The sequence below is a fragment of the Streptomyces sp. NP-1717 genome, from assembly GCF_022695985.1.
Taxonomy (GTDB): domain Bacteria; phylum Actinomycetota; class Actinomycetes; order Streptomycetales; family Streptomycetaceae; genus Streptomyces.
This window is the reverse complement of the sequence record NZ_JAAPBF010000150.1, coordinates 1-17,642: the sequence shown is the minus strand read 5'-3', so window position 1 is coordinate 17,642 and position 17,642 is coordinate 1. Positions and strand designations below refer to the sequence as shown.

The 17,642-nt window shown below is 70.5% G+C and carries 15 protein-coding genes; 5 read left to right on the top strand and 10 right to left on the bottom strand.

Going from position 1 to position 17,642, the window contains the following annotated elements:
* Window positions 1–138 precede the first annotated feature (138 nt).
* Both GXP76_RS24935 and GXP76_RS24930 read right to left on the bottom strand, forming a co-directional pair.
* Window positions 139–1,908 (bottom strand): discoidin domain-containing protein, encoded by a 1,770-nt coding sequence (locus GXP76_RS24935; protein ID WP_242573830.1) that lies wholly within the window; start codon window positions 1,906–1,908, stop codon window positions 139–141.
* Window positions 1,909–2,044: 136 nt separating this feature from the next.
* Window positions 2,045–3,142: a DUF1996 domain-containing protein gene (locus GXP76_RS24930; RefSeq protein ID WP_242573829.1), complete on the bottom strand. Its 1,098-nt coding sequence runs from the start codon at window positions 3,140–3,142 to the stop codon at window positions 2,045–2,047.
* Between the two features lie 366 nt (window positions 3,143–3,508).
* Between GXP76_RS24930 and gndA the strand changes: the two genes are divergently transcribed.
* Entirely contained in the window at window positions 3,509–4,948 is a 1,440-nt protein-coding gene (gene gndA, locus GXP76_RS24925) for an NADP-dependent phosphogluconate dehydrogenase (protein WP_242573828.1), read from the top strand.
* Between the two features lie 454 nt (window positions 4,949–5,402).
* Here the strand turns inward: gndA and GXP76_RS24920 are convergent, their stop codons facing one another.
* On the bottom strand, window positions 5,403–5,756 hold the full coding sequence (locus GXP76_RS24920) for a GNAT family N-acetyltransferase (protein ID WP_242573827.1): 354 nt from the start codon (window positions 5,754–5,756) through the stop codon (window positions 5,403–5,405).
* A 187-nt stretch (window positions 5,757–5,943) separates the two neighbouring features.
* Window positions 5,944–8,070: a glycoside hydrolase family 3 N-terminal domain-containing protein gene (locus tag GXP76_RS24915; RefSeq protein ID WP_242573833.1), complete on the bottom strand. Its 2,127-nt coding sequence runs from the start codon at window positions 8,068–8,070 to the stop codon at window positions 5,944–5,946.
* 340 nt (window positions 8,071–8,410) lie between these two features.
* Here GXP76_RS24915 and GXP76_RS24910 point away from each other — a divergent pair, with 340 nt between their 5' ends.
* On the top strand, window positions 8,411–8,833 hold the full coding sequence (locus GXP76_RS24910) for a DUF350 domain-containing protein (protein ID WP_164253771.1): 423 nt from the start codon (window positions 8,411–8,413) through the stop codon (window positions 8,831–8,833).
* A 64-nt stretch (window positions 8,834–8,897) separates the two neighbouring features.
* Here the strand turns inward: GXP76_RS24910 and GXP76_RS24905 are convergent, their stop codons facing one another.
* Window positions 8,898–9,554 (bottom strand): 4'-phosphopantetheinyl transferase, encoded by a 657-nt coding sequence (locus tag GXP76_RS24905; RefSeq protein ID WP_242573826.1) that lies wholly within the window; start codon window positions 9,552–9,554, stop codon window positions 8,898–8,900.
* Window positions 9,551–10,489: a metallophosphoesterase gene (locus GXP76_RS24900; RefSeq protein ID WP_242573825.1), complete on the bottom strand. Its 939-nt coding sequence runs from the start codon at window positions 10,487–10,489 to the stop codon at window positions 9,551–9,553. The genes GXP76_RS24905 and GXP76_RS24900 overlap by 4 nt, the downstream gene beginning before the upstream one ends.
* 170 nt (window positions 10,490–10,659) lie before the next feature.
* Between GXP76_RS24900 and GXP76_RS24895 the strand changes: the two genes are divergently transcribed.
* Window positions 10,660–11,097, top strand: coding sequence for a VOC family protein (locus tag GXP76_RS24895; protein ID WP_242573832.1), 438 nt, complete (start codon window positions 10,660–10,662; stop codon window positions 11,095–11,097).
* A 253-nt stretch (window positions 11,098–11,350) separates the two neighbouring features.
* Window positions 11,351–12,214, top strand: a complete 864-nt coding sequence (locus GXP76_RS24890) for a 2-oxo acid dehydrogenase subunit E2 (protein WP_242573824.1) — start codon at window positions 11,351–11,353, stop codon at window positions 12,212–12,214.
* A gap of 98 nt (window positions 12,215–12,312) precedes the next feature.
* On the opposite strand, the gene GXP76_RS24885 is transcribed toward GXP76_RS24890, so the two are convergent.
* From GXP76_RS24885 to GXP76_RS24870, 4 genes are read right to left on the bottom strand one after another with little or no spacing between them, the layout of a single operon-like run.
* The gene (locus GXP76_RS24885; protein ID WP_242573823.1) at window positions 12,313–13,533 is read right to left on the bottom strand and encodes a 2-oxo acid dehydrogenase subunit E2; all 1,221 of its coding nucleotides are present in this window, start codon (window positions 13,531–13,533) and stop codon (window positions 12,313–12,315) included.
* Complete coding sequence (locus tag GXP76_RS24880) at window positions 13,526–14,530, bottom strand: alpha-ketoacid dehydrogenase subunit beta (RefSeq protein WP_242573822.1); 1,005 nt, start codon at window positions 14,528–14,530, stop codon at window positions 13,526–13,528. Before GXP76_RS24880 ends, GXP76_RS24885 begins: the two co-directional genes overlap by 8 nt.
* The gene (locus GXP76_RS24875; protein WP_242573821.1) at window positions 14,521–15,540 is read right to left on the bottom strand and encodes a thiamine pyrophosphate-dependent dehydrogenase E1 component subunit alpha; all 1,020 of its coding nucleotides are present in this window, start codon (window positions 15,538–15,540) and stop codon (window positions 14,521–14,523) included. Before GXP76_RS24875 ends, GXP76_RS24880 begins: the two co-directional genes overlap by 10 nt.
* A complete protein-coding gene (locus GXP76_RS24870) occupies window positions 15,537–15,812 on the bottom strand; it encodes an acyl carrier protein (protein WP_242573820.1) in 276 nt (91 codons plus the stop codon). The genes GXP76_RS24875 and GXP76_RS24870 overlap by 4 nt, the downstream gene beginning before the upstream one ends.
* A 355-nt stretch (window positions 15,813–16,167) precedes the next feature.
* Here GXP76_RS24870 and GXP76_RS24865 point away from each other — a divergent pair.
* The coding region (locus GXP76_RS24865) for a beta-ketoacyl synthase N-terminal-like domain-containing protein (protein WP_242573831.1) at window positions 16,168–17,642 on the top strand (1,475 nt) is incomplete at its 3' end.

The window sequence follows — 17,642 nt, the reverse complement described above, 5'->3', positions numbered from 1 at the left end:
GGGCGCCGGGCGGCGTGCGCGCGACATGCCCGCGGCGGGCCACGGATCCTCCGTGACCCGCCGCGGGACCACCGCGCCGCCGGCGGGGAGAGCGCGGCGCGGCAGGAGTGACCGGCCCCGGGCGCCCGGGGCCGGCGGTCAGCGGTAGACGCCGAACTCGTAGAGCGAGTAGCCCCAGGGGGTGCCGCGTTCGGTCGCGTGGACCCGTACGTACCGGCCCTCACCGCTGACCGCGAGGTCGTCGATTCCCCCGTCGCCGCCGGTGACGGTGCGCACGGTGTTCCAGTCCTGCCCGTTGTCGGACGTCTGGACGGTGTAGCTCTTGCCGTACGCGGCCTCCCAGGCGAGTTGTACGTGCTTGAACGCGGTGCGCGCGCCCAGGTCCACCTGGATCCACTGCGGGTCGGCCCAGTCGCTGGCCCACCGGCTGCCGAAGTCGCCGTCGACGGCGTTGGCCGCCGGGCAGGGGCAGCCGACGCTGCCGGGCTGGAAGGACGACGCGGTGGCCGGCTTCCCCTTGGCCACGTTGGTGCCGTCGACGGGCGGCGGCACGACCTTGAAGGACCTGGTCTCGATCCCCACGTTGCCCTTGCCGTCGGACGCCTTGATGTACACCTTCCACACACCGAGCTTGTCGGGCGCGGTCACGGTGAAGTCCCCGTTGCCCTCGGCGGTGAACCGGGCCGGCGTCAACTGCCCGCTGTTGTCGATGTACTTGCTGTTGACCAGCACTTCGTAGCTCAGGGGGTCACCGTTCGGGTCGGTGACGTCCGAGGTGACCTTGAACGGGCGTCCGGCCGGTACGGACGTGGCGCCGTCGACAGCCATGTCCGTGATCACCGGCGGCTTGTTGTCGCCGGCGGTGCTCCTGCCGTACGCCTCCTTCACCGCGTAGTACGAGAGGCGCTTCTGGCCCGCCGGGAGCAGGTTGAACCAGACGCCGCCGAAGTCGTACTCGGTGCCGTAGTGGAAGAGCGTCGCCCCGAGCGCGACGCCCTCGTGACCCGTGACGCAGTTCCACGCGTCCTTGTAGCCCTGGGCCTTCGCCGTGTCGGCGGGCTCCGCCGCCACACCGTTGACGTCGTCGTCCACCTCCCACTCACCGGCGGGGCCGCCTTCGGTGACGATGTAGGGCTTGGTGTAGCCGCCGGCCTTCCAGGTCTCCTCGATGTTGCACACGTCGGCGTAGGAATTGACCGCGTACAGGTCGAGGTCGGGCGAGTTGCGCTGGTAGTAGGGCCAGGCCCCGGTCCAGGCGTCGGTCGAGGTCACCGGGTGGTTCGGGTCGACGGAGTGGATCTTCTTGGCGATCTCGTTGACGAAGGTGGTGTACGCGTTGCGCTGCTGCTCCAGCGCGTCGCCGCTGTAGCAGTTCTGGAGGCCGAGGACGGATTCGTTGCCGACGTTCCACATCAGCACACCCGCGTGGTCCTTGTAGGTCTCCACCCACTTCGGGAACTCGGCGAGCATGTCGTTCTTGTACTGCGTGTCGGTGAGGTAGTTGACGCAGCCGCCGCTGCCGGGGCCGCCGCCGGGCTGGAGCCAGAAACCGGCGATGACCTTGATGCCGTTGGCGGCGGCCGAGTCGAGGAGGGGCTTGGTGGTGCCGTCGGTGCCCCAGGTCCGGATGGTGTTGACGCCCATGGAGGCCACATCGGGCATGTACGTGCCGGCGTCGGCGACGGACGGGCCCCAGGTCAGCCCCTTGACCTGGTACGGCGCTCCGTCGACGGTCAACTGCCAGGCCCCCTGGGAGCCGGTGACCTTGACGACGCTGCCCGCCGCGTGCGCGGGCTGGGCGGCCGGGAGGGTCACGGCGAAGGCGGCGAGAAGCGTGGTGGCGGCGACCGATGCCATGGTGCGCAGCCGGCCGGGGGCGGATCTCGGGAAGAGTCGTGATTCGCTCATGAGTCACCTGTGGGGAGAGTGCGGGCGGGGATACGGGAAGCGGGAGCGAGGGCGAGGGCGAGGGCGAGGGCGATCGACAGTGGGAGAGCGCTCTCCCGCCAGGGCGCGGAACACCCCGGCGGGAGAGCGGTCCCGGTCACGGCAGTTCGTAGTCCTCGTTCAGGGCCGCGCCGGCCTGTGGATTGTTCTGGTCGTAGCCGCGCGCGTCGCACTGGAGGCCGCCGACGACGCAGTGGTTGACCATGGCGGCCAGCGTGGCGTTGTCCCAGGCGTTGAAGAAGTCGTAGTGGAACGAGTGTCCCGTCCCACTCGCGAGTCTCACCTTGGACATGTCTCCGTTCACCGGCCATGCCATCTTGAACTCGACCATCGGCAGCGCCACCGGGTGCGACCTCGGGCAGACGTCCTGGTTGGCGCCCTGGACGAGCGGATAGGCCATGTGACTCTTGTGGTCCGGGGTGTCCAGATACTTTCCGTCCCAGCAACTGGGCGCCTGGAAGCGGAGGTTGAGCTGGACATCACGGGTGTCGGGGCAACTGAGCGGGATCTCGGTGTTGTTGAACGAGTTGCCGCACTCCCAGCCCTCCACCCAGCCCGGGTGGTCGCGGAACTGCTGGGCCGTCTGCGTCGGGCTGCCCACGACGAACCGCAGGCCCTTCGGGAACGGCCGGACGGTGCGGTAGTCGGTGACTCCCGCCTTGTAGTAGATGACCTGCGGGCCGATGGGCCGTACCGGCGTGTCCCCGTTGAGCAGGGTCGGCATCCAGTACGCGGACCGGTCCCCCGGCGCCTTGCACGCGGTGGTGCCGGCCTCCAGCGAGGCCGTGGTGCTGCCGGCGTGGGTGGTCCGGTTGCCCATGAAGGTGTGGTCGTGCGACGCGCCGGGTCGGCCCGGATAGACGATCGGGTCGTCCGGCCTGGTGTGGGTGACGTCGCAGTTCGCCTGGAACTCGTGGAAGTAGCGGTGCGGCGGAATCTCGGCCGACGGTTCGACGCCGGTGACCGGCGGGTTCGCCGGTATGTAGCCGTCGCCGTCGGGGTCGTCGCCCGAGGGAACGGGGACGGCCGGTGGCATCTTGTGTCCCGCGTGGGACGCGGCGGTGGTGCCGCGGTCGTTCTTGGGGTCGGCGGTCGCGGTGTCGGTGATCGCGGTCAGCCCCATGGCCACCAGGGCCAGGGCGGTGAAGACGAGCAACGCGGACACCAGGGTGGTTCTGCGAAGTCTTTCGGCCATGCGGACCTCCATGCCGCTCTTCGTCCGCATACGCGTCGTATGCGGTGGGGGGAGAGAGTGGTACTGGACGGTGCACCGCGGACAGCGGCTCCCGGATCCGGGGCCGTCAGGAACACCGGAATCACTGCGGGAGAGCGCTCTCCAAAGCCAGGCCAGTGTTGCGCCGCCGCTGAGAGAGTGTCAAGAGTCGGTGAACGGTGGTCCGCACCGGCACCCCTTCCGCCCAAGAGGTGAACGGTCACGACGCGTCCGACCCGGAATGCGACAGAATGCGGGCGGCTTGAAGATCGATGAACAGCCGTGTCCGGCGGTACGTACCCCTGCCGCCGGACGAGGTACATCCGACGGAGACCCAGGAGCACACGCATGAGTGGTACTGCCCAGATCGGCGTCACCGGGCTCGCGGTGATGGGCCGCAATCTCGCCCGCAACTTCGCCCGCAACGGTTTCACCGTCGCCCTGCACAACCGCACGGCGTCGAAGACCCACGCCCTGGTCGACGAGTTCGGCGATGAGGGCGTCTTCGTCGCCGCGGACTCGGCGGAGGAGTTCGTCGCCGCGCTGGAGCGCCCGCGCCGTCTCGTCATCATGGTGAAGGCCGGCGACCCGACGGACGCCGTGATCCAGGAGTTCGCCCCGCTGCTCGAAGAGGGCGACGTCATCATCGACGGCGGCAACGCGCACTTCGCCGACACCCGCCGCCGTGAGAAGGAACTGCGCGAGCGCGGCATCCACTTCGTCGGCGTCGGCATCTCCGGCGGCGAGGAGGGCGCGCTGCACGGACCGAGCATCATGCCCGGCGGTTCGAAGGAGAGTTACGAGTCGCTCGGGCCGCTCCTGGAGCGCATCGCGGCGAAGGCGCCCGACGACACCCCGACGGTGGCCCACATCGGCCCCGACGGCGCCGGACACTTCGTCAAGATGGTGCACAACGGCATCGAGTACGCCGACATGCAGCTCATCGCGGAGGCGTACCACCTGCTGCGCGCCGTCGCGGGCTACTCCCCCGAGAAGATCGCCGAGACGTTCCGGACCTGGAACACCGGGCGGCTCGACTCGTATCTGATCGAGATCACGGCCGAGGTGCTGGCCCACCAGGACGCCGCGACCGGCAAGCCGTTCGTCGACGTCGTCGTGGACCAGGCCGAGCAGAAGGGCACCGGGCGCTGGACGGTGCAGATCGCGCTCGACCTCGGTGTGCCGGTCTCCGGCATCGCCGAGGCGGTCTTCGCGCGCTCGCTCTCCGGGCACGCCGCGCTGCGCGACGTCTCGCAGACGCTACCGGGGCCGGCGGCGACCGCGCTGAGCGAGGAGGAGGCGGCGCGCTTCGCGGACCGGGTGGAGCAGGCGCTGTACGCGTCGAAGATCGTGTCGTACACCCAGGGCTTCCACCAGATCCAGGCGGGCAGCGAGGAGTACGGCTGGAACATCGACCTCGGGTCCGTCGCCGCGATCTGGCGTGCGGGCTGCATCATCCGGGCGGCGTTCCTGGACCGGATCCGGGGCGCGTACGACGCGCAGCGTGATCTGCCGAGCCTGCTGGCCGACAAGCAGTTCGCCGAGGAGATCGGCGCGGCGCAGGACGACTGGCGCGAGGTGATCGCGACAGCGGTGCGCCAGGGTGTGCCGACTCCCGGCTTCGCGGCGGCGCTCTCGTACTACGACGCGCTGCGCGCCGAGCGGCTGCCCGCGGCGCTCACGCAGGGGCAGCGTGACTTCTTCGGTGCGCACACCTACCGGCGTACGGACCGCGAGGGCTCGTTCCACACGCTGTGGGGCGGGGACCGCTCCGAGGTCGCCGGCTGACCGGGCGCACCCTTGTCCTCAATCGCCGGACGGGCCGCGAACGGGCCCGTCCGGCGATTGAGGACACCCGCTGGGCCAGGCGCCGCGAGCCAGGCGGGACTTTCGGAACACGGCCTAACCGAGCGGACCGGGCGCCGGTTCCGGGTCCGGCACCGGGTCGGGTCCCGGCGGGCTGGGGATCGGGTCCGGTGACGGCCCGGGCGGCGGCCCGGGAACGGGCGCCGGACCGGGAACAGGTCCGGGCGCGGGCCCCGGTTCAGGTCCTGGCGGCCCCGGCGGCGGGGTGGGCGAGGGCGGTACGGGGTCGGGATACGGATGGGTCATGCCAGTCCTCCAAAAGTACGGACTCGTGCGTTCCCAATGTCTCCCGATGCACGTGCCCACGCGCGCCGGGTCCACTCATGATCGACCGGGGGTACCGGCATCCGGGCGGTTCGCCGGCCGCCCGCCGGTCTCACCAGCGCCCGGAGTCCGCCTTGAGCTGGGCCTTCGCCGCGTGGACCGTCTCCTCGGACGCGACCGGAGCCACGGCCGCCTCGTCCGGGTGCCGCTGCGTCCACCTGGCGGCGTACGGGCACAGCGGTACGACGGGCACGCCCTCGCGGGCCGCCGTCGCGTAGAACTCCTTCACCAGCGCGCCCGCGATGCCCTTGCCCTCGTGGCCCTGCTGGACGACGGTGTGCACGGCCACGAGCGCGGCGGGCGCGCCGGCCATCACGAAGTAGCCGATGACGCCGACGAGCTCGTCGCCTTCGTACGCCTCGAACCTGCCCCGCGCCCGGTCGTCGCGGATGTCGGTCTCGCTCATGGCCGGTGTCTCCCTGGTCGTGGTCGTCGGGCGGGCGCTCCCCAGGGGCTCTCCAAGGCGCTCTCCGCCCGGGAGAGGGCCCGCCGAAATCATCCGGCGGGTCCCTCCGTGAGGCAAGCTCACGCCGTGGGAGTGTGCCCACGGCGTCCGGGCGGCACTCCCCCGCCCCCCGGGGGGCGACGTGTCCTCAGACGATCTCCAGCGTGGCCCTGGCGGTGGCCGTCGAGTCGGCGCCGACGATGATGTCGACCGCGCCCTCCTCCACCACGAACCGGCCGTCCGGGTCATTGGTCCAGAAGCCGAAGTCCGCCGCGCCGAGGGTGAAGCGCACGGTGGTGGACTTCCCGGCCCCCACGGTCACCCGGCTGAATCCGCGCAGCCGCCGGACCGGCTGGACGATGCTCGCGACGGGGTCGTGGAGGTAGAGCTGCACGACTTCGTCCCCGTCGCGCTCGCCCGTGTTGCGTACGGTGACGGCGATCTCCACCGTGTCCCCGTCGCGCAGGGCCCGCGCGCCGATGGAACCGCGGCTGAGCGAGGGCTCGGAGATGGTGAAGGTCGTGTAGCCCAGGCCGTGGCCGAACGGGTAGCGCGGGCCGTCCGGCACATCGAGGTAGCGGGAGACGTAGCGCTGGTCGGGATCGGCCGGGTCGTAGGGGCGGCCGGTGCGCTCGTGGTTGTAGTTGACCGGGATCTGGCCGACCGTCCGGGGGAAGGACGACGGGAGCCGACCGCCGGGGTTCACGTCCCCGAACAGCACGTCGGCGACGGCGTGCCCGGCCTCCATGCCGGGGTGCCACGCCTCCAGCACGGCCGGGGCGGCGTCGGCCCAGTCGCCGAGGGTGAGCGGGCGCCCGTTCACCAGGACGACCACGTACGGCTTGCCCGTGGCCGCCACGGCGGCGATCAACTCCTCCTGCCTGCCCGGCAGTCCGATGTCGCTGCGCGAGTTCGCCTCGCCGCTGATGTCCGGGCTCTCGCCCACGACGACGACGGTGACGTCGGCGGCCCGCGCCGCCGCGACGGCGTCCGGGAGGGTGGCGGTGTCCCGGCCTGCGGCGTCGATGCCGAGGGCGTGGGTGACGGTGGCGTCCGGGAGTGCGGCCCGTACGGCGTCGAGCACGGTGACCGACCGGAACTTCTCCGCGCCGGGCCCGGCCCAGGTGCCCTGGAGGTCGTCGGAGTCGGCGAACGGCCCGACGACGGCGAGGGAGCGGACCGACTTGGCGAGCGGCAGTGCGCCGGTCTCGTTCCTGAGCAGCACCATGGAGCGCGCGGCGGCCGTACGGGCCGCCGACCGTGCCTCGGGTGTCGGCCCGGTGATCTCGGCCTGCTCGGGGACGTAGGGCTCGTCGAAGAGGCCGAGCCGGAACTTGACGCGCAGGACACGGGTGACGGCGTCGTCGAGTCGCGCGGCGTCGATCCGCCCCTCACCGAGCAGCTTCCGCCCGTGGTCAACGACATGGGTGCTGACCATCTCCATGTCGACACCGGCGCCCAGGGCGAGCCGGGCCGCGTCCTCGCCGTCGGCGGCGAATCCGTGCGGGATCAGCTCCTGGACACCGGACCAGTCGCTGACGACGAACCCGTCGAATCCCCAGTCCTCCTTGAGGATCCGGGTGAGCGTGTGCTCGTTGCCGTGCGCCGGGACTCCGCTGATGGTGTTGAACGCGGCCATGACCGTGGCCACTTGGGCGTCCACGGCCACCTTGAACGGCGGCAGGTAGTGGTTGCGCAGCCGCGCCTCGGACACGTCGACGGTGTTGTAGTCCCGGCCGCCCTCGGCGCCGCCGTACGCGACGTAGTGCTTGGCGCAGGCGGCGATACGGTCCTTCGCCTTCAGGTCGCCGCCCTGGTAGCCGCGTACCTTGGCAGCGGCCAGCACGCCGTTCAGATAGGGGTCTTCACCGCCGGACTCGGCGATACGGCCCCAGCGGGGCTCGCTGGTGACGTCCATCATCGGTGCGAACGTCCAGTGCACGCCGTTGGACCGCGCCTCGGCCGCCGAGACCGACGCGTCCAGCTCGGACACCGCGGGATCGAAGCTCGCCGCCTGCGCGAGGGGGATCGGGAAGGTCGTCCAGAACCCGTGGATGATGTCGAGACCGAAGATCAGCGGAATGCCGAGCCGGGACTCCTCGACGGCGATGCGCTGGAGTGCGTTGCTCTCCTTGGCCCCGTGGATGTTCAGCACGGAGCCCAACAGGCCCGCGCGGGCCGCCTCTTCGGCCTCCCGGGTCTGGGTGCCGCCGGGGCCGGTGGCGCCCGCCCAGGCAAGCTGCTGGAGCTGGCCCAGCTTCTCCTCGTCGGTCATCCGGGCGAGCAGTTCGGCGACGGGACGGTCGTACGGATCGTCTCCGGCCTGCGGGGTGTCCGGGGAACTGACCGGGGTGGCGGCTTGCACGACGGGGGTCCTTTCGGTGGCGGGCGCGGGGCCGCCGGCGGCGGACGCGCGTGCCGGCGCGGTCGGCGCGACGGCGGTCGCACCGATCGTAGTGAGCGGGGGCGGGCCGTCCCGCGCGGTGAGCTTCCGGCCACGGTACGGACGCGGTTCGGCTGCGGTTCCCGGCTCCCCCGCGCGGCTCGCGCACCGTGCGATACATTTTGCGACGCCTTTGCCACGATCATCTTCAGCAGCGGAGACGGGCTTCTCAATGAACGACATAGTCAACGGACTTGGCCGGGCCGGCGCCTACGGCGCGCTCGGTGTGGTCCTTCTCATCCTCGGTATCGTCCTCATCGACGTGCTGACGCCGGGGAAGCTCGGGAAGCAGATCTGGGAGGACCGGAACCGCAACGCCGCACTCCTGCTCAGCTCGGCGCTCCTGGGTATCGGCGGCATCGTCTTCACGTCCATCTGGACGACGTACGACGACTTCGGCAAGGGCCTGGCGTCCACGGCCGCGTTCGGGGTGCTCGGCCTCGTGATGATGGCGGTGGCGTTCCTGGTCGTGGACCTGGTGACCCCGGGCAAGCTGGGCGCGACGCTGGTCGAGGCGGAGCCGCACCCCGCGGTGTGGGTGACGGCGTCGTGCAACATCGCGGTGTCGGCGATCGTGTCGGCGTCGATCGCCTGAGCGTCCGGCACTCCGCTTCGACCGGCACTCCGACCGGTACGCCGGTCGGAACTCCGGTCGGTGCCTACGCCGGGACGGTGACGGACGTCAGCACGATGCCGTCGTCCGACAGCCAGCGCCCGTCGAACGTGTGCAGGGTACGGCCTCCGGCCCGTGCCGGCCCGGCGAGGAGGTGAGCCGTGAACGTCCCTCCCGCCGGGTCGAAGACGAGCCGGGCCTCCTCGAACTCCAGGAAGCGCCTCGTCAGCGGATACCACGCCTTGTAGACTGACTCCTTGGCGCTGAACAGCAGCCGGTCCCAGGCGACACCGGGCGCGGACACCAGGAGTTCCTTCACCGCGATCTGCTCGTCCGGCAGGGCCACCGCCTCCAGGACGCCTTCGGGCAGCGGCAGCGCGGGCTCCGCGTCGACACCGATCGAGGCGACCAGCGCTGGGCGGGCCACCACGGCGGCGCGGTAGCCCACGCAGTGCGTGATGCTCCCGACCACGTCGCGGGGCCACAGCGGCGCGCCGCGCTCGCCGGTGAGGATCGCCCCCGCCGGGGCGCCCAGCCGCGTCAGGGCCTGGCGCGCGCAGTGCCGGGCGGTCGTGAACTCGTCACGGCGCTGCGCCACGGCGGACTTCACCAGCAGCGCCTCCTCGGGGAAGAGCGTGGCCTCGGGAAGGTCTCCGTACGCCTCGGCCGTCCGCGCCTCGGCGGGCACGATGCGCTCGATCATCTCGTCGCCCCCGCTTCGCCGCGGACCGGCAGCGGCAGTATCTGCACGGGCCGGCCGGCCTCCCGCGCGCGCCGTGCCCACTCCCTCGGGTAGCCGAGGGAGACCTCCTGGTGAGGAACTCCGTCGCACCACATGAGCCGGGGTATGTGCAGGTGCCCGTACACGACCGAGGCCGCCCGGAATCTGCGCGGCCAGTCCGCCGAGCCCTCCGTACCGCACCACAGCGCGAACTCCGGCCGCCACAGCACGTCCGTGGGTTCGCGCACGATCGGCCAGTGGTTGATCAGGACGGTGGGCAGGTCGGCCGGGATCTCCGCGAGGCGGCGTTCGGTGGCCGCGAGCCGGGCGCGGCACCACGCCTCTCTGCTGGGATACGGATCGGGGTGGAGCAGGAACTCGTCGGTGCAGACGACACCGGCGGTCTCGGCCACGGCGAGGGCCGCTTCCTTGGAGTACGTACCGGCGGGCCGGAAGGAGTAGTCGTAGAGGAGGAACAGGGGCGCGATCACGGCGGGGCCGCCCTCGCCCTCCCAGACGGGATAGGGGTCCTCCGGCGTGACGACGCCCATCTCCCGGCAGAGCTCCACGAGATGACGGTACTTGGCGTCGCCCCTGAGCTGTACCGGGTCGTCGGGGGCGGTCCACAGTTCGTGGTTGCCGGGCACCCAGACGACCTTCGCGAACCGCTCGCTGAGTGTGCGCAGCGTCCATTCGATGTCGGACACCAGCTCACCGATGTCACCGGCCACCAGCAGCCAGTCGTGCTCCGACTCGGGCCACAGGGAGTCGGCTATCTTCCGGTTCTCGGGATACCGGATGTGCAGATCGCTCGTCGCGACGAGCCGCCCGGGTTTCGCCGGGAAAGGAGCGGGTTCCACGAGGGAGGGAACGGCGGCGGCCGGAGGCGGCGACGCACCACGAATCTCATAGGTCATCGGCAATCGCTCCGAACTCGGCGGGCCCGCAAGTAGCGCATTCGACAAGAATTGGGTACGCGTCCGCGCCGATCAACCCCTACTTTCCCCTGCCGCGCCGCCTTGTCCGGCGTGCGGGGGCGCTGTCAGTGCCGCCCGATACGGTTCGTACAGACAATCGAGGAGGCATGGTGGCCACCAAGTGGAGTCTGACCGTCGACTGCGCGCATCCCGCGAAGCTGGCGGAGTTCTGGGCACTCGCCCTGGGGTACGCGCAGAAGCCGCCGCCCAGCGGTTTTCCCACCTGGGAGGCGTGGTTCGCGCACTTCGGGGTCCCGGAGGAGGAGTGGGGCGACGGCGCGTACATCGCGGATCCGGACGGTGTGGGTCCCTCCATGTCCTTCCTCAAGGTCCCGGAGTCGAAGGTGGTGAAGAACCGGCTGCATCTGGACGTCCAGGTCGGCGGCGGGCGGGACACCCCCTGGGAGACACGGTGGCCACGGGTCCTCGCCGCGGTCGAACGGCTGACGGCGGCGGGAGCGACGGTGATCCGTGAACACGAGTCGCGGGGCAGGCCGGACCATGTGGAAATGGCCGATCCGGAAGGGCACGAGTTCTGCCTCGTCTGATTCCTCGCGGTCCAGTGGGAGTCGTGTGGGAGTCGTGCGCGATTTAAGAGGCTTTTTAGCTTCGGGGGCGAGTATCCGACTCGACCCTCGGAGGAAATTGCGTGAATGCCATGGACGACTTCGCCGCCCTGATCCGCGACAGGCCCGGCCCGGCGGTGACCGCACCGCAACGGCGTTCCGGGGGGAGCGTCCCCGCGCCGGGCCGGCCGGAGACCGGCGCCCCGGTGGGCACGCACAGGCCGATGGCACGGCGATGAGCGCGACCGCGTTCCACCCCGAGCGCCGGCACACTCTCTACCTCTGCGAGGAGAACCGCGCCGCGGCCGCCGCCTTCCTCGACACGGAGGTGGACATGAGCAGTGTCCAGCGGCACCGCATCAGCGCACGCGAGGCTCCGAAGCAGTACTCGGTTGTCGCCTACGTCATGCACGCGGTCGGCCGGGTCCTCAGCAACCATCCGGAGGTCAATGCCGCGATCCGCGGCCGGATGCGCCCACGTGTCGCGCGGTACTCGATGGTCAGCGGAAAGCTCACCCTCGACTCGTCGCTGAACGGCCGACGGGTCGTCCTGTCCACCGTCATACCGTCCCTGGACGACGCCTCGCTCGACACCATCCAGGAGCAGGTGAACCACTTCCGGGGCGGGGACCCCGACACCATGCCGGAGTACGCACGCATACGCGCCCTGCACCGGCTGCCGACTCCCCTGGGCCGGGCGCTGTTCAAGCTGAGGACCCGATCGCTGCGGCACCGCCCGGAACTGATCGGCACGGTCGCCATCACGTCCCTCGGTCACCGAGCCGTGGACAGCTTCCACTTCGTCGGAGGCACCGCGGTCACCGTCGGTGTGGGCCGGGTCGTGGACCGCGCGGTCGTCCGCGGGGGCGAGGTGACGGTGGCGCCCATGATGCGGCTGAGTCTCGCCGTTGACCACCGCATCGTCGACAGCGCCGAGGCGGCCGACGTACTCACCGAACTCAAGAGCAGGTTGGAGACGTTCACTCCGGACTACCAGCCACCTGGGTTCGGTACGCCCGCGTTCGGTACGCCCGGCCATGGCGCGCACGGGTACGGTGCGTCCGCGTACGGTCCGGGCATGCGGCTGCGGTCTCCCTGACGCCGGGACGGACCGCGGCCGGTCCGCCCGCTCCCCCTGCGTCCCTTACTCCCCTGCTCCCTCCGATTCCCGTGTCCCGTTGTCTCTCCGCCTGGTTGTCACGCCTCGCCGAGCAGCTTCTCCGGCGTCTGCAACAGCGCCTTGACACGCTGGAGGAACAGCACGGCGTCCCGTCCGTTGAGGAGGCGGTGGTCGTAGGCGAGGCCCACGTTGGCCACCGTCCGCGCGGCCACCGCTCCGTCGGGATCCAGGAACAGCTCCTGCTGAGGGCCCGCGAGGGCGAGCGCGCACGCCTGCCCGGGGAAGACGAACGGCACCGCCGCCACCACGTCGAGGTCGTTGTGCAGGGTGACCGTGATGTTGCCGCCCGAGAGCTCCGACTCCCGGAACGTGCCCGACATGACGGTGCGCCGGAAGCCCGACACCGCCTCCACGATCTCCTCGAACGCCAGATCCGAAGCGCGCTCCACCACCGGCACGAACAGTCCCTGGCCCACATCCATCGTGACACCCACATGGGCGGCATCGGCGAGTTCCGCCGTGCGGGCGTCGGCCAGGCGGGCGAAGCAGAGCGGGAAGGCACGGTACGAGCGGGCCACCGCAGACAGAAGCAGCTCCGGCAGACCCACCAGCCGCCGAAGCCGCTTTCCCTCCCGCGCCGCGAGAGTCTGAGCCTTGGTGACGTCGACCTTCACCACGGTGTACGCGGCGGGAATCGTCTGATGCGACGTCAGAACACTGCGGCCGACAGCCTGTTGCACGGAAGGGAGGGCCTGCGACAGCGTCGGGACGGTGCCCTTCGTGGAGTGCGTCGGTGCCGTGGGAGTCGTCACTGCGGGCCTCGTCCCCGCTGCCTCCGACTCCGCCGCCGCCTCCTCGGCCGGCGCCGGCCCGGCGAGACGCTCGACATCCGTCCGCCTGACGACCTTCAGCCCCCACGCCAGGACCTGCTCCTCGCCGATCCCCCACTCCGTCATCAGCACCCGTGCCGGCTTGGTGATCGTCACCCCACCGGGAGACGACTCGGCCCGCGGAACGGGAGCGGTGGAAGCGGCAGGAGCGGCCGGGGCCGCCTCCACGGTCTCGCCGGGGGCGAGTACATGCCCGATGACATCACCCGGAGCACAGACGGACCCGGGCTCCAGGGACTGACGCAGAACACCCTCGGTGGCGGACTCCAGCTCCTCCGCCGCCTTCGAGGTCTCCACCACGGCCACCGGATCGCCCGCGGCGATCGGCTTGCCGTCATCGACGAGCCACTCGACGAGTGTGTACTCGGTGTCGTTGTTGTTGAGCTTGGGCACACGGATCTCAGTCACGCAGGGCCTCCACAACCGCTTGCCTAATCGTGTCTCCGCTCACCAGGACGCGCTCCTCCAGGTGGGCGGCGCTCGGGATGACGCTGTCGGCGGAGTGGACGAGCCGTACCGGACGGCGCAGCGTGCCCCACAGCCGCTGGTGCAACTGCTGCGCCACCTCGGCGCCCCAGGTGCCGCCGGCCGTGCCCTCCTCGGCCACACAGATCACGTCGGCCGCGCCCAGCGTGCCGAGCAGCGGCTCCGCGGCGAAGGGGTAGAGACGGGTGGGCACCAGCAGCAAAGCCGTGATCTCCTCCTCGACCAGCAGATCGCGAACCGCCTCACAGGCCCGGTGCGCCATGCCGCCCGCCGCGATCAGCACCACGTCGTAACGGTCGGGATCATCGACGAACACCCGTGCCACGTCCGGCGCTTGGGGATGCCGGTCGAAGGAGAGCAGGTCGTCCACGACGCCGTCGGTGAACATCTGGCTCGTGTAGAGCACCTTGTCCTCGAAGAGCATCGCCGGCTCCTCCCGCTCCACGATCTCCGACAGCAGCTCGTAGGAGTCCCGGAAGGGAGACAGTTCGTAGAGCGACAGACCGGGAGCGCCGATGAAGTGCTTCTGGAGGCTCTGGCTGTGGGTCGCCCCGTAGCCGCGCCGGCCGCCCATCGGGCAGCGTGCCACCAGCGGCATCGGCACCCGGCGGCCGTACATGGATACGGACTTGCTCGCGAAGTTGACGATCTGGTCGAAGGCGAGCGCGACGAAGTCGCCGAACATGATCTCGACGATCGCCACGTCACCGGCGAGCGCCAGTCCCGCGCCCGCGCCGACGATCCCCGACTCGCTGATGGGCGTGGTGAGGACGCGGCCCGGATAACTGTCGCTCAGGCCCTTGGTGACCTTGAACGCTCCCCCGTACGGATCGGCGATGTCCTCCCCGAGGACGTACGCCCGGGGCTCCGCCTCCAGCAGCGAGTGGAGCGACTGGTTGAGGTTCTCGGCTACGCGCATGAGCCACTCCACACCGCGGGCGGCCGTCCGGCCACGTCCCGCGCGATCTCGTCCACCTCGGCCCTGACCTTGCCGTCCCAGCTCTCGAAGTGCTCCGGGAAGGCGGCACCGTAGAGCCGGTACCAGTCGTGCTCCCGGGCGTGCGCCAGCTGCTCGCGCGTCCGGGTGTCGTCTCCCTTGCTGTGCGGTCCGACCCGGTGCGTGACGAACTCGACCACCAGCGGGCTGCGCTGCTCCCGCACCTCGTGCACCAGTGGTGCCAGGCCGGTACGGACAGCGTTCACGTCCAGCGAGGCGACCCGCTGGTACCGGATCCCGAAGGCGGCGGCCCGGCCCTCGATGGTGCCGGCCATGTTCGCCACCGCCGGGGTCGACTGGGCGATCCCGTTGTGCTCCACGGCCACCAGCAGCGGCACCCGCCAGAGCTGGGCCATGTTCAGCGCCTCGTACACCGCGCCCTCGCCCCAGGTGCCGTCACCGATGAACGCGCAGACGAGCGCGCCCGGGTCGGCCCGTAGCTGGTGCAGGCCGGCGCCGACAGCCACCGGGAGGCTCTGCCCCTGCACGCCCGTGGAGAGATAGCGGTCGCGCAGGATGTGCTGGCTGCCGCCGACACCGGAACAGACGGCCCCCTCGCGGCCCATGATCTCGGCCAGCAGACCGGCCGGGTCGCGGAATCGGGAGAGGTAGTGGCCGTGGCCCCGGTGGTTGCTGAAGACGAAGTCGCGATCCTCCAGCAGGGGACGCAGCGACACCGGTACGTACTCCTGACCGAGACAGGTGTGCGTGGTGCCGTTCAGCTCGCCCTGCCCGAAGAGGTCGAGCAGTTTGCGCTCGAAGTGCCGGATGAGCAGGAGCAGTTCGAGATCGTCGTCCGCCAGCTCGGTGAGCGGGCCCACGGCGGTCAGGTCGGGGGGCGCGTTCACGGTCGCGGTCGCGTCGGTGTCGGCTTCGGTGTTCGTGTTCGCACCGGTGTTCGTGCCACGTGTCTCGACGGAGACATCGGTCATCGGGAGTCCGCCTCCGGGGCCATCTCCACGATGGATTTGGCCAGTTGGTCAATCGTCCGCGTCTCGATGAACGTTTCCAGCGGTACGTCGACCCCGATCTCCCGCTGAATGCGCATCGCGATCTCGATGATCAGGATCGAACGCGTCCCCAGATCGGGGAGATCCGCGTCAATGGTGAGTCCGTCGCTATCCACCTGGTGTGTATCCAGGACGTCCCGCCAGATGGCGAGCAATCGCTGAGGAAGGGGCACGGACGTGGAGGTGCTGGTCATGGTGGAGGACTTCCTGTGTGCGTCGGACGAATTCATTCGCATGCGTCGCACCTGCGGCGCGCACCCTACCCGGCCTCACCTTGTCCACGTCCGCTAAAGCCCAGCTAAGAGCGGTGGAAGCCCGCTCGGAGCAGGGACTCGACGGACGGAACGGACTCTTAGGTCCGCTTTAGTCGGCGTGCTTAGCGTCAAGCCGCTTGTACGGATCAAGTAGCGCCCTCCTGCGTACCGGGACCCCGTTCACCGTCACTTGCCGCTCCTCGCCCGAACTACGCAGGCGGCGCAGGCCGATTTCCTGTGCGGCTCGAAATCGGGCCCGCCAACGCTGTGAAAGGGCGGACGGTAGCGGATGAGTATCAGCACCGAGGACAAACTTCGCGACTACCTGAAGCGCGTCACAGCCGACCTCCGCCGCACACGGCAGCGACTCGACGCCGCCGTGTCGGGAGAGCAGGAACCCATCGCCATCGTCGGAGTGGCGTGCCGCTTCCCGGGCGGTGTCGCCTCCCCCGACGACCTGTGGCGCGTCCTGGCCGACGGTGTCGACACCGTCTCCACGTTCCCCACCGATCGCGGCTGGGACCTGGAGCGCGCCGTGGGCGAGTCCGAGACGCTGCGTCCCCAAGGGCGGGAACCGCAGGGGGCGTTCCTCGACGACATCGCGGGATTCGACGCCGAGTTCTTCAACATCTCGCCGCGCGAGGCGCTGGCCATGGACCCCCAGCAGAGGGTCATCCTGGAGATCGCCTGGGAAGCGGTGGAACACGCCCGCATCGAACCCCGCTCACTGCGAGGCGGACGTACGGGTGTGTTCATCGGTGCCACCCACCAGGACTACGGCCCCCGGCTGAGCGAGCCGGCCGAAGGGGTCCAGGGCCATCTCATGACCGGCAGCCTGCCGAGCGTCATCTCGGGCCGCGTCGCCTTCACCCTGGGCCTGGAGGGGCCGGCGGTGACGGTGGACACGGCGTGCTCGTCGTCGCTGACGGCGCTGCACCTGGCGTGCCAGTCGCTGAGGCAGGGCGAGTGCGAACTCGCGCTGGCCGGCGGCGTCACCCTCATGGCCACCCCCGGCATGCTGGTCGACTTCGACCACCAGGGCGGTCTGGCACCGGACGGCCGGTGCAAGGCGTTCTCCGACGGGGCGGACGGCACAGGGCTCGCGGAGGGCGCCGGTGTCGTGCTCGTGGAGCGGCTGTCGGACGCCGTACGGAACGGGCACGAGGTCCTTGCGGTGGTGCGAGGCTCGGCAGTGAACCAGGACGGTGCGTCGAACGGGCTGTCGGCGCCCAACGGGCCTTCGCAGCAGCGCGTTATCCGCCAGGCGCTGGCGAACGCCGGCCTGTCGGTGACGGATGTGGACGCGGTCGAGGCCCATGGGACGGGCACGACGCTGGGTGACCCGATCGAGGCGCAGGCGCTGCTGGCGACGTACGGTCAGGACCGGCCAGAGGACTCGCCGTTGTGGCTGGGGTCGCTGAAGTCGAACATCGGGCACACGCAGGCGGCGGCCGGTGTCGCGGGTGTCATCAAGATGGTGCTGGCGATGCGGGAGGGTGTGCTTCCGCGGACGCTGCATGCGGATGAGCCGTCATCACACATCGACTGGTCGTCGGAGACCGTGCGGCTGCTGGGCGAGAACGTTCCCTGGCCGGAGGGCGAGGGCAGGCCGAGGCGGGCGGGTGTCTCGGCGTTCGGCATCAGCGGTACGAACGCGCACGTCATCCTGGAGCAAGCGCCTGCGGTCGAGGCCGTCGAGGCCATCGAAGCCGCCGAGGGCATCGGCGTCGAGGGCAAGGCCGAGTCCGACTCGGAGTCCGAGCGTGAGGC